This window comes from Cupriavidus sp. 86D6 (assembly GCF_057815095.1).
In genome coordinates, this window is sequence record NZ_JBYPSB010000001.1 from 776272 (window position 1) to 788447 (window position 12176).

Sequence of the window (12176 nt, forward strand, 5' to 3'; positions counted from 1 at the left end):
CAAACAAGCCGCCCCCGCATGAAGCGCATCCTGCTTATCAAGATCACCTCGCTTGGCGACATGGTGCATACCCTGCCGCTGTTGTACGACCTGCGCCGTGCCTATCCGGACGCCAAAATCGACTGGATTGCCGACGCATCGTGCGCGGATATTCCGAGCTGGGCGGTCGGCATCGACCGTGTCATCGCGCCGCCTCTGCGCCAGTTCAAGAAGAATGGCCGCAAATGGCGCGACCTGCGCGGCATCATCGGCGCACTGATGTCGCTGCGCCGCGAACGCTATGACGTGGCCATCGACGTCCACGGCGTTTACAAGAGTGCCATCGCCGCCAGGCTGGCACGGACCAGGCGGCGCCTCGGCTATGCCGCCGAGTATCTCGGCGAAGCAAAGGCCGTGTTCGCCTACACCGAGATTTTTGGTCCGCACGGCGATGCCAACTGCCGCCAGAAGATGCGCATGGTGGTGGCCAACGCGCTGGGGTACGACATCGAGCCGCACGAAACCGCTGAACTTCGGGTGCCGGCACCGGCCACGCCGCTGAACGCCGATGGCGTGCCACGCGCGCTGCTGTTCCACGCGACGTCGCTCGACATCAAGAAGTGGCCGCAGGCCAATTGGGTCGAAATCGGGCACCAGCTGGCCCGGCGCGGCTATCGCGTGCAGCTGCCATGGGGCTCGCAGAAGGAGCAGCAGGAAGCCCAGGCGCTGGCCGCGGCCATCCCCGGCGCCGAGGTGCTGCCGCGCATGTCGATCACCGAGTGCGCGCAGCGCGTCGATGCGGCCGCTCTGGTCGTCGGCATGGACACCGGCTTCGTGCATCTGGCCGATGCGCTGGGCAAGCCGACCGTCATGCTGTTCACCGCGACGTCACGGCCGCACTTTGGCGTGAACAAGCCTGGGCAGTCGGTGTCGGTTGGCGATAACGGCGCACCGCCTTCGGTGGACGAGGTGCTGCGCGCCATCGATCACGTCACGCATGCCAGCCCGGCGCCGGCGGGCGTGCCGGTTCACGCGGCCGGCAGCGCATCGGCGTAACGCCAGTACTCGAAGTCCACGATCGTCGTATTGCCGTTCGCGGTCACCACGTCGAGCATGAACGGCTGGCGGCGGATCAGCATGGAGGCCAGGTAGCGCGACGCCCGGGTGAGTCCCGGCGGCGGGGCCACGGATTCGCCGTGACGCATCGCCAGCCGCAGGATATGCACCGGCACGAATCGCTGCGGATCATCCATGCGCGCCAGGGCCGCGCCCCGGTAAAGCAGCGATGACTGCGCCAGGCGGGCAAAACGGGTGCGCAACTGGGCCAGCGTGCCTGTCGCCAGTGTGGCGCCGGTGCCCGTCAGGCCCACGGCGGTCACGCCGCGCACGTTTGCGCGCCAGAGCCCACCCACCACCATCAGCGGGTCGCGCTTTTCGGGCGGCGGCAGGTTCGACAGGTCTTCCGCCACCGAAAACATGTCGCCATTGAGATCGTAAAGATGGCTGCGCAGCCCAAAACGGCGGTGGTAGCCGATGATGCAGTCGAGGTCATCGTCGAGGATGGGGCGTGCGTCGCGCGGCAGATAGCGGGGCCTGACTTCGAACAGACCGGGCGACACGGCATAGCGGCCCGTCCAGGTCTTCAGCGCGGCAGCGTCGGTTTCGGCGCCGGTCTCGGCATTGGCGGGGGTCAGTTCCAGCGACATCGTCTTCAAGGCTTGGCGTTTGGGGAGAGCTCTCAACGCTACTTGCCGTGCCGCTCGACGTCGTTAGGACATTTCTAATTGTGGGTGCGGAATTTTCTCGTCCTGGCGGCGAGTTGACGCAACGCAAATGGCCCCATGGCGAGGGCATCAGTGAATGACGCCCCCTTGCACAACGCGCACCGGCTCCGCGTCGATGCGCAGCAGCAGCGCGGTCAGGCCATCGGGCGGCCGGCGCTGGCCGGCACCCCGGCCGCCTGGCACACCCTGCGCCGGCTGTCCCGCCGTGCAAACCAGGCTGGCATCGCTCCAGCCATTGCCCCCGTGGGCAGCCTGCGCGCGCAGCCAGCCGTCGCGATCGGCCAGCCACGTGGTGCCGGGCAACCGTGCTGGATCGACCCCCGCGATCCGCGCGAACACGGGCCAGGCCTGCGCGGACGCGGCCACGCAACCGGCGCGGAAATCCGGAATCGTGGCTGGTGGGCGGCCGTCGGGTGTGACCAGCAACGTGAGAAAGCGTGGATCGTCGAGCGGTAGCGTGGCAGGCGCGCCGTCGAACGCCACGACGCGCACGCGCTGGCGCCCGCGCCAGTCGTCCAGCGCGCGCGGCGGCGCCGCGCCGCAGCGCACCGTCACATCGGGCAGTCGCAGCGGCACCGGCCAACTGCCCTGCGTAGCGCCGCCGGTGCCGGCGGCCAGCGTCTTCAGGTAATCGATCACGGCCCATGCCTGGGTATCGTCAAGCTGGTCGCCGAAGGCCGGCATCGTCGTGTGCCCATTGCCGTCGCGCATGCCGGCCACGATGTGCCAGAACAGTTCGCCTTCGGCGCGGCGGCCCAGCAGCGGACTCAGGAAGGTCGGCGGCCAGCGTGACAGCGTGGCCGCCTGCGGACCTTCGCCCCGGCCGTCGGTGCCGTGGCACGCCACGCAATGCTGCGCGTAGACTTGCGCGCCAGTGGCGATGGCATCCACGGCGAATCGGGTCGGGCTCTGGTGAAAGCTGGTGGGGGCCGCGGGCGTGACGAGCAGCACCGGCGAAGGCCAGGGCGCCGCCACCAGCGCCAGCGCGCCGATGCCCAGCCACACCATGCGCCGCCGGCGCCAGCCCAGCGCCACGACCAGGCAGGTCAGCGCCAGCGCGATGGCCAGCACCGACAGGCCCAGCTGGCGCGCCAGCCCCAGGTCGATCAGCAGGGTGTCCCCGGCAATGCGGTGCGACCACGGCCACGCCGGCTGGCCGTGCAGATCGCCAGACCAGCCCAGCGTGTGCCAGAGTTGCCACAGCGCTAGCTGGACTTCCTGTACCAGGCGCAGCAGCGCATCGAGCCACGCCGGCGGTGGCGGGGCGCTCATGTGGCGCCCCGGACGGCGGACTTACCAGCTTGCATCGAGACCCAGATGGCGCAGGGCTTCGTGCCGAAGCGCGGTCAGCCGCGGATCGCCGCGATGGCGGGGATAGGGCAGGTCGACGTGGATCTCGGCCGTGATGCGCGCCGGCCGCTGGCTGAACACGATCACGCGTTGCGCCAGGAACAGCGCCTCTTCCACATCGTGCGTGACGAGCAGGGCGGAAAAGCCCGCGCGTTGCCACAGTTCGACCAGGTCGCTCTGCATCGCCAGGCGCGTCAGCGAATCGAGCTTGCCAAGCGGTTCGTCGAGGACAAGCAGCCGGGGGTCGTTCACCAGCGCGCGGGCCAGTGCTACGCGCTGGGCCATGCCGCCCGACAACTGATGCGGAAACGCGCGGGCGAAGGCTTCGAGCCCCACGCGCTTGAGCGCCGCATCGACGCGGTGGCCTTCGCGGCGCAGCAGGCCGCGCGCCTGCAGGCCCAGCGCCACATTGTCGCGCACGCGGCGCCAAGGGTAGAGCGTGGGGTCCTGAAAGACGACGATGCGCGAGGGGTCGGGGCGGTCGATCGGCGTGTCGTCCTGCAGGATCTGCCCCTGCGACGGACTGTCGAGGCCCGCCACCAGCCGCAGCAGCGTGGACTTGCCGCAGCCGCTGGGGCCGAGCAGCGCGACGAATTCGCCGGGCGCCACCTTCAGGTTGACGCTGTCGAGCACCGGCAGCTGCGTATCGCCATCGCCAAAGGCATGGCTGACGGCGCGGATATCGATGCGGGCGCCACGCGAGGGGTCGGATGCAGCCACTACCATTTGACGGTTCCTTTCTGCCACGACAGCGCGCGGTCGCGCACGGCAAACAGCAATGTGATGACGCCCGAGAACAGCAGGGCCATGACGATCAGCGCCGCGTACATGTTCACGTACGAGGCCCAGCCCTGCGCCCAGGTCAGATACCAGCCCAGCCCCGACTTCACGCCCATCATCTCGGCCGTGACCAGCACCGAGAACGACGCGCCGAGCCCCATGAACAGCCCCACGAAGACCTGCGGCAGCGCCGCCGGGATGGCCACGCGCAGCACCAGGAACGCCTCTGACGCGCCCATCGTGCGGGCCACGTCGTAGTAGCTCTTGTTGACGCTGGCCACGCCGGACCAGGTCAGCACCGCCACCGGAAAGGCCGTGGCCAGCGCGATCAGGAAGACGGCCGCCGAATAGCTCGACGGGAAGAAATAGAACGTCAGCGGCAGCAGCGCGGTGGAGGGCAACGGCCCCAGCACACGCAGCACCGGATGCACCCAGTAGCCGATGCGGCGCGACCATCCGATCGACACGCCGATCAGAAAGCCCACCACACCGCCGTAGGCCACGCCGAAGCCGAGCAGCTTCAGCGTGTTCAGCGCGCTGTCGCCCAGCCGGCGCCAGTCGTCGATGTAGACCTCGATCAGCGCCTGCGGGGGCGCAAAGAAGGGCGTGGGCAGCAGCGCCGTCTTCGCGGTCAGGATTTCCCAGCCCGCCAAGACCAGCGGCAGGGCCACCAGCCACGGGCCGGCATGGCGTATCGCCTGGCGCAGGCGGCGCAGCGGACCCGCGTAACCGCCCCCGACAGCCACCGCCAGCAGCGCGGCGGCCGCCACGAGTACCGCGATGCCGAGTTCGTCCGTATAGGCCCAGTCCGAAAAGCCGGCCACCTTGTTCGGCCAGCGCCAGGTGAGCGCGCCGAAGGCGCCCCACGCCAGCGCGGCGACGATGCCGGTGGGCCAGACACCGGCCGGCGTGCCGGTCGATCTGGCCGGTTTGGCCGGTTTGGCCGATGTGGCGGATGTGACCGGTTTGGCCGATCCGTCCAGCGGCAGCGGGGCGTCAAGCGTTTGTTGCGGCGTAGCCATGTGGGCGCTCCCGGGTTAGCCGAGGACGTTGGCGTAGACGTGCTGCGCCAGCTTCTTCGTGTCGGTCGATTTCTTGAGCACGCCAATGCGCTGGAAATCGCCGGCATAGAACGCGATTTCCTCCTGCAGGTCCACGCCGGTCGGGTGATGGGTGTAGGTCAGCGACGCATAGAGCTTGCGCAGGTCGTCGGTGCTGATCTTGGGCGAGTATTTGGCAAAGACCTTGGCCGCCTCGTTGGGGTTCTCGTTGACGTAGTCGGTGGCCTGCACGATTGACCGGGCCAGCGCGGACGCGGCCGGCCGGTCGTTGCGGACCAGTTCGCCACGGGCGCCAATCACGCAGCAGACCTTGCGCGCATACTCGCCGGTCAGGTTGGTGGCCAGTTCCACATAGGCGCCGTTGGTGCGCTTTTCGAGCAGGTAGAGGTTGGGATCGCCGTCGGCAATCGCCTGGATCTCGCCCTTGTCCACGGCCACGCCAAGCAGGTCGGCCGGGTACTGGCGCCAGGTGATGTCACGGTCCGGGTCGATGCCGTTCTTGGCCAGCAGGATCGTGAAGAAGTGCTTGCCCGGCGCGGCCAGGTCGCTGACGCCCACGGTCTTGCCCTTGAGCGCCTGCAGGTTCGTCACGCCGGCGGCCTTGGCGCCTACCAGCCGCACGCAGCCGCCATGCGAGCTGCCGATGATCTTGACGTCGAAGCCGGCCTCAAGCGGCTTGAGCCAGCGGTGGATCATGCCCACGGCGGCGTCTGCCTTGCCGGTGGCGATCGATTCCAGCAGCTGGTCGGTGGACCCGCTGTAGTTGATCAGATCCACCTGCAGCCCGTTCTTCTCGAAGAAGCCCTTTTCCTGGGCCACCACGATCGGTGTCAGGCAGAACGAATTCTGGTTCCACGCAAACGTCAGCTTGCGCGGTGCGGACCACGCCTGGCGGCCCAGGATCAGGGCCGGCGCGGCGATGGCTGCGGTGCCGGCGAGCCGCAGGACGCTGCGGCGGCGTGCATCAGGCTGGAACGTGTTCTGGCTCATGTTTCCCGCTCCCCGTTGTTGTTGGTGTGGGTGGTTCAGGCAGCGCGGCGGCGCTGTTCGGCGTCGCGCTGTGCTACCAGCTCGCGCACGCGCGGAATCAGCTCGCGGCCGTAGTCGACGGCGTCTTCGAGGGGATCGAAGCCGCGGATCAGGAACGTGGTCACGCCCAGGTCGTAGTAGGCCAGCAGGGCATCGGCCACCTGTTCCGGCGTGCCGACCAGCCCGGTGGAATTCGATCGGCCGCCCGTTTCGCGTGCGATGGCCGTCCACAGACGCTGGTCAACGCGATCGCCTTGTTCGGCCGCCGCCAGCAGCCGGCGCGCGCCTTCGCTCTGTTGCGGCCCGCCCCGGCTGTAGCCGGCCTGCACGCGCAACGCGCGGGTGCGTTCCAGGATGTCGTCGGCGCGCTGCCAGGCTTTTTCCTCGGTATCGGCCAGCACCGGCCGGAACGACACCGAGAAGTTGATCTCGCGGCCGTGTCTGGCCGCTTCGGCACGCACGCGCGTGGTCAGTTCGCGCACCTGGTCGAGCGATTCGCCCCACAACGCATAGACGTCGGCGTGCTTGCCGGCGACGGCAATGGCCGCCTCTGACGCGCCGCCGAAGTAGATCGGCACATGCGGCTGCTGCGCCGGCTTGACTTCGGAGAAGCCGCGCGCGAAGCGGTAGAACGTGCCGTCGTGGTCGAACGGCTGCGGCTCCGTCCAGATGCGCCGCAGGATGCCCAGATATTCGTCCGTGCGGGCGTAACGCTGGTCGTGGTCCAGGTAGTCGCCATCGCGCTTCTGTTCGTCGTCCGACCCGCCGGAGATGAAGTGCACGCCGAGCCGGCCGCCGCTGAACTGGTCCAGCGTGGCGATCTGGCGCGCGGCCAGCGTGGGCGACGTGAAGCCCGGCCGGTGGGCCAGCATGAAGTGGATGCGCTCGGTGACGGCGGCCGCGTACGAGATGGTCAGCGTGGCGGACGGGCCGGTGGAGTGGTGCGGCACCAGGATGCGGTCGAAGCCGGCCTGCTCGTGGGCCTGCGCAAAGGCGCGCACATAGTCGCGGTCGACCGCGGGGCCGGTGGGCGGATGGATTTCCGATTGCTTCTGGCTCTGGATCATGCCGATGAAGTTGACGCTCATGCGTGATGCTCCTGGTTTGCCTGGATGGGGTACGGGTATGGACGAGAACGTACGCCCGCGCGGCGGCAGACCCAACGAATAAAAACGCCGCTCCATATGCAGCAAAAACCGCCGGTCGATATGCGATATGCGTCGTTATCAAGGCCGGGCATGCGGCGGTACGCTATGTGGCGCCTGATCCTGTTCCCCCCGACGCCCGAAGGAAACCGCATGTCTTCGTCATCCCTGCATCGCCTGCCGACCCCGGCGGCACGGCTGGACGACGTGCTGGCCGAACTGGCCGCGCGCTTCGCCACCACCGCTGCCGCCCACGACGCCGATGGCACGTTCCCGCACGACAATTTCGCGCAGCTGCACGGCTACGGCCTGATTGCACAGGTCGTGCCGGCCGCGCACGGCGGCGCTGGCGCGGGACTGGCCCAGGCGCGGCGCATCATCGCGGCTGTGGCGGGCGGCGACGCGGCCACGGCGCTGGTGCTGACGATGACCTACCTGCAGCATCGCGCTATCGGTCGCGCCGATTCGCGCTGGCCCGACGCGGTGCGCCAGCAGGTATTCCGCAGTGCCGTGGAGCAGGGCGGCCTGATCAACTCGCTGCGCGTGGAGCCCGAGCTTGGCTCGCCGGCACGCGGCGGCCTGCCGGGCACGGTGGCCACACGCGTGGGCGACCGCTGGCGGCTGCGCGGCCACAAGCTGTACACCACCGGCATCCCGGCCCTGCGCTGGCTGGCCGTATGGGCCCGTACGCACGAGCCCGAGCCGCGCGTCGGCATCTTTCTGGTGCCCAGGCCGGACGCCGGGACGCCCGGCATCCGGGTGATCGAAAGCTGGGACCATCTGGGGCTGCGTGCGTCGGGCAGCCACGAAACCGTGTTCGAGGATGTCTGGATCCCGCTGGAAAACGCCGTGGACATCCGCCCGCCCGCGGCGTGGGCGCCGGCGGGCGGCAGCCAGGCGGACATCGACGCCAACGCTGACCAGCAGGCGTGGATGGTGACCCTGCTGGGTAGCCTCTACGACGCCGTGGCGCGTGCCGGCTTCGACTGGGTCCGCCAGTTCGTGCGCGAGCGGGCGCCGGGCAGCCTGGGCAAGCCGCTGGCCACCCTGCCGCGCGTGCAGGAGTCGATTGGCGAGATCGCCGCGCTGCTGCGCGTGAACCAGGTCTTGCTGGACGACATTGCCGCGCGCAGCGACGCCGGCGCGCCGCCGCTGCCGGCCGACAGCGGGCTGCTCAAGTACACCGTGACATCGAACGCGATTCGTGCCGTGGAACTGGCGCTGCAACTGTCGGGCAATCACGGCCTGAGCCGGCACAACCCGCTGCAACGCCACTATCGCGACGTGCTCTGCAGCCGCATCCACACGCCCCAGAACGACGCCATCCTGACCGCCGCCGGACGCGCGGCGCTGGGTGTGTGACCCGGGGCGCAGACGATTGCCCGCCGTGCTATGGTTGTGTGCGATGTGCCGCAGCCTCGACGGCACACGTGAATCCGGAGACAAGCCATGGCCGAGACGCTACCTGGCGCGCACGCGCTGGCGCCGCTGCGCGACTTCATCACCGCCTTTTCCGCCTTGCTGGACCAGCATCCGGACGAGCCGCGCATCCTCGACGAAGGCGGCGCGCTGCTGGCAAAGCTGGTGGCGCGCGACGACTGGCTGCCCGAGGCCTATGCGCAGCCCCATCCCGAGTTCTACCAGCAGATGCTGCTGCACTGCGATTCCGCCGAGCGGTTCTCGATCGTCAGCTTCGTCTGGGGGCCGGGACAGCGCACGCCGATCCACGACCATACGGTGTGGGGCCTGATCGGCATGCTGCGCGGCGCCGAGTACGCCCAGCCTTACGCGATAGACGGTGACGGCGTGCCCCGGCCGGAAGGCGCGGCCGTGCGGCTGGAGCCGGGCCAGGTGGAGGCGGTGTCGCCCGCGGTTGGCGATATCCACCGCGTTCACAATGCCTTCGACGACCGCGTATCGATCAGCATCCACGTCTACGGCGCCAACATCGGCGCGGTAAGCCGCCATGTCTATCCGGAAGCCGGCGGCAACAAGACCTTTATCTCCGGCTACTCCAATACCACCTTGCCCAATCCCTGGGACCGCTCGAAGGAATCCGTCGCACCATGACCGCAGCCAGCCATCCGTTTCCCGTCACGACCAGCCAGGCAGTGCGCCAGGCGTTGCTGGACCGCGCCGAGATTGCGCTGGTGGATGTGCGCGAGGAAGACCCGTTCGCGCAGCAGCATCCGCTATGGGCGGCCAACTTCCCGCTGTCGAAGCTCGAACTCGAAGCCTGGACGCGCATCCCGCGGCGCGATACGCGTATCGTGATCTACGGCCAGCATGACGGCGAAGACCTGGCGCCGCGTGCGGCAAGCGTGCTGCGCAGGCTTGGCTATACCGATGTGTCGCTGCTCGACGGCGGCCTGGAAGCATGGATCGCCGGTGGCGGCGAAGTGTTCCGCGACGTCAACGTGCCGAGCAAGTCGTTTGGCGAACTGGTCGAGGCGAAACGGCACACGCCGTCGCTGAGCGCCACGGCGGTGCAGGCGCTGATCGACCGCAAGGCCGATGTGGTGATCGTCGACGCGCGCCGCTTCGACGAATACCAGACCATGAACATTCCGACGTCGACCAGCGTGCCCGGCGCGGAACTGGTGCTGCGTGTGCGCGAACTGGCGCCGGACCCCGCCACGCAAGTCGTCGTCAACTGCGCGGGCCGCACCCGCAGCATCATCGGCACGCAGTCGCTGATCAATGCCGGCATTCCGAACCCTGTGGCGGCGCTGCGCAATGGAACGATCGGCTGGACCCTGGCCGGGCAGACGTTGTCGCACGGCGCCAGCCGCCGCGCACCGGCGCAGGTGGGCGCGGCCAACCTGGAACAGGCCCGCGCAGGCGCCCGCGCCATTGCGGACAGGGCGGGCGTCAAGCGCATCGCGCATGATGCGCTGGCATCGCTGGAGACCCCGGGCCGCACCGTGTACCGCTTCGACGTGCGCACGCCCGAGGAATACGCCGACGGCCATCTGCCTGGCTTCGCCAGTGCGCCGGGCGGCCAGCTGGTGCAGGAAACCGATCACAACGCACCGGTGCGTGGCGCGCGCGTCGTGCTGGCGGACGATGACGCCGTGCGCGCCAACATGAGTGCGTCATGGCTGGCCCAGATGGGATGGGAGGTCTATGTGGTGGAGCCGGTCGGCGATGCCCTGCGCAGCGAGCGCGGCACCCCGGGGGCGAAACGTCCCGCCGCACCGGACGTGCCAACGATCACGCCGGCAACGCTGTCCGGCTGGCTGGAAGCGGGCGACGTGGCGGTCATTGACGTGACGGCCAGCGCCAACTACGTCAAGCGTCATATCCCCGGTGCGTGGTTCGCGATTCGGGCGCAGTTGGCCCAGGCGCTGCGCGCTATCCCGCCGGCCCGCCGCTATGTGCTGACCTGCGGGTCAAGCCTGCTGGCCCGGTTTGCGGCCGTGGACCTGCAGGCGCTGACCACGTCGGAGGTGTTCGTGCTGGAAGGCGGCAACGCGGCGTGGTTCGACGCGGGCCTGCCAGCCGAGCAGGGCGAAACCCGTCTGGCCGTGCCGCGCACGGATCGCTATCGCCGCCCGTACGAGGGCACCGACAACGCAGCGGCTGCCATGCAGGCGTACCTCGATTGGGAATTCGGCCTGATCGCACAACTCGATCGTGACGGCACGCATTTCTTTGAGGTGGCTTGAGCTAACCGAATTGCGCCAAGGCAAGACCCCCTGCGCAACGCAGTGGGCCATCCCAAAATGCAACAGCAATGTTCCATTTGGGCACAGAAGTTTACGCCAATGCGTGTGAAGATCCCCCATCGATAACGCGGCCCGCCTTTCTAGCTTGAAGCGCAGGCGCCGCACAAACTTGGGGTCAATTCATGAATGTTGTACCGATACCAGCGTGGAATGATGCGCGGGTGCTTCCGCCGGTAAATAGCAAGAATCCGGTAGGCACCGAACGGTCGCCCTATGAGGTGTCGCTGGTCTCTTTCGTAGAGCGATTCGCGACATCGGGGCAGCGGTGTCGAATCCTGCGAGGCTTTCTGGGATTCAGAAAAGTGCTACATGCATCCGGCGTTTCCTCTGGGTTCCAGTGGGTGGGCGGAAGCTTCGTCGAGGATGTCGAGGGGCGTGAAGGCCGTATCCCTCGCGATATCGATGTGGTGACGTTCCTGGACGGCGCTTCCTGTTCGCCGGCCAGGTTGCCGTCCTGGCTATTCGACCATAACCGCGTGAAATCGCAGTTGCTTGTTGACGGTTACTGGGTGGAGCCCGCGGCGTCGGAAAACTGCCGTCGCAGGATATCCACCTACTGGCACAGCGTGTGGTCGCACCGAAGGGACTTGCAGTGGAAAGGCTATCTGCAAATCGGTCTGCAACCCGCGGACGACGAGGCTGCGGAAGCGGTTCTGGATCGGAAGAGCCTGGAACAAAGCCGCGCAGCCTTCAATGTTTGACGATGACAAGGAGAAGTGAAATGGCAAAGGATGACAGCGTCCGGGGTCAATTCGACAACGTGCCCGACGAGCGCCCGGCCAACTGGCTGGAAGAGTTGCCAGTGGACAGCCTTGCGAGATCCAGCATCGAGCATTTCATGCGGCAGGTCGAGGCTGAACTGGCGGAAGCGGAGTCCCGGTGAGCACCTGAGGCGCTCACAAATCCCGTGTCCGCGGAATGATCACGGCCTGTCCGTGTAGCAGGCCGTCGGCATCGAACATCTGCCACAGCGTGGCTTCTTCACCCTCCGGCTGGTGATCAGGCAACCCCGGAGGCGCTGCCGAACGCCGCGAACACGCGCGCCTGCACGGCCTCCATGACCTTTAGTTGCTGCGGATTGGCCGCATCGCTGGCGGTCACGCCGGTGGCGTCCTTGGGCTTGGCGCCGAGCGGATAGAACACAAAGCTCGACCCGAAATCCTTGCCAGCTTCCTTTTTCAGGCTCCGGTTCAGGGCCTTGAGGTACTTTTTCTTCGAGGTCTTCGACATTGGCATGTTTCCTGGCGCTCCTGTCTGGTGGTGAACCTGATTCCCGCGTGGTGCCTTCGCGGCCTTGCGCGCCGTCAGGGGGCGGCCTGT

General features: G+C 67.9%; 13 protein-coding genes. 6 read left to right on the forward strand and 7 right to left on the reverse strand.

Going from position 1 to position 12176, the window contains the following annotated elements; translation table 11 throughout:
• Positions 1-18: 18 nt before the first annotated feature.
• Positions 19-1035, forward strand: coding sequence for a lipopolysaccharide heptosyltransferase I (gene waaC / locus AC3G88_RS03595; protein WP_488770419.1), 1017 nt, complete (start codon positions 19-21; stop codon positions 1033-1035).
• Here waaC and AC3G88_RS03600 read toward each other — a convergent pair.
• From AC3G88_RS03600 to AC3G88_RS03625, 6 genes are all read right to left on the reverse strand, one after another.
• Positions 1008-1685: a hypothetical protein gene (locus AC3G88_RS03600; RefSeq protein ID WP_488770772.1), complete on the reverse strand. Its 678-nt coding sequence runs from the start codon at positions 1683-1685 to the stop codon at positions 1008-1010. The two genes, waaC and AC3G88_RS03600, sit on opposite strands and share 28 nt — an antisense overlap.
• Before the next feature lie 147 nt (positions 1686-1832).
• Positions 1833-3035, reverse strand: a complete 1203-nt coding sequence (locus tag AC3G88_RS03605; protein ID WP_488770418.1) for a c-type cytochrome — start codon at positions 3033-3035, stop codon at positions 1833-1835.
• A 21-nt stretch (positions 3036-3056) separates the two neighbouring features.
• Positions 3057-3839 (reverse strand): ABC transporter ATP-binding protein, encoded by a 783-nt coding sequence (locus AC3G88_RS03610; RefSeq protein ID WP_488770417.1) that lies wholly within the window; start codon positions 3837-3839, stop codon positions 3057-3059.
• Entirely contained in the window at positions 3833-4915 is a 1083-nt protein-coding gene (locus AC3G88_RS03615) for an ABC transporter permease (protein WP_488770416.1), read from the reverse strand. Before AC3G88_RS03615 ends, AC3G88_RS03610 begins: the two co-directional genes overlap by 7 nt.
• 15 nt (positions 4916-4930) lie before the next feature.
• On the reverse strand, positions 4931-5944 hold the full coding sequence (locus AC3G88_RS03620) for an ABC transporter substrate-binding protein (protein WP_400394064.1): 1014 nt from the start codon (positions 5942-5944) through the stop codon (positions 4931-4933).
• Between the two features lie 35 nt (positions 5945-5979).
• Entirely contained in the window at positions 5980-7071 is a 1092-nt protein-coding gene (locus AC3G88_RS03625) for an LLM class flavin-dependent oxidoreductase (protein ID WP_488770415.1), read from the reverse strand.
• A 210-nt stretch (positions 7072-7281) separates the two neighbouring features.
• Here AC3G88_RS03625 and AC3G88_RS03630 point away from each other — a divergent pair, with 210 nt between their 5' ends.
• The 5 genes from AC3G88_RS03630 (at position 7282) to AC3G88_RS03650 (ending at position 11739) form a co-directional block, all read left to right on the forward strand.
• Positions 7282-8490, forward strand: a complete 1209-nt coding sequence (locus AC3G88_RS03630; protein WP_488770414.1) for an acyl-CoA dehydrogenase family protein — start codon at positions 7282-7284, stop codon at positions 8488-8490.
• 87 nt (positions 8491-8577) lie between these two features.
• A complete protein-coding gene (locus AC3G88_RS03635) occupies positions 8578-9198 on the forward strand; it encodes a cysteine dioxygenase family protein (RefSeq protein ID WP_488770413.1) in 621 nt (206 codons plus the stop codon).
• The gene (locus AC3G88_RS03640; protein ID WP_488770412.1) at positions 9195-10796 is read left to right on the forward strand and encodes a rhodanese-related sulfurtransferase; all 1602 of its coding nucleotides are present in this window, start codon (positions 9195-9197) and stop codon (positions 10794-10796) included. Before AC3G88_RS03635 ends, AC3G88_RS03640 begins: the two co-directional genes overlap by 4 nt.
• A gap of 182 nt (positions 10797-10978) precedes the next feature.
• A complete protein-coding gene (locus tag AC3G88_RS03645; RefSeq protein ID WP_488770411.1) occupies positions 10979-11557 on the forward strand; it encodes a DUF6932 family protein in 579 nt (192 codons plus the stop codon).
• Between the two features lie 20 nt (positions 11558-11577).
• Complete coding sequence (locus AC3G88_RS03650; RefSeq protein WP_488770410.1) at positions 11578-11739, forward strand: hypothetical protein; 162 nt, start codon at positions 11578-11580, stop codon at positions 11737-11739.
• Positions 11740-11855: 116 nt separating this feature from the next.
• On the opposite strand, the gene AC3G88_RS03655 is transcribed toward AC3G88_RS03650, so the two are convergent.
• A complete protein-coding gene (locus tag AC3G88_RS03655) occupies positions 11856-12086 on the reverse strand; it encodes a hypothetical protein (RefSeq protein WP_488770409.1) in 231 nt (76 codons plus the stop codon).
• Positions 12087-12176: the final 90 nt, after the last annotated feature.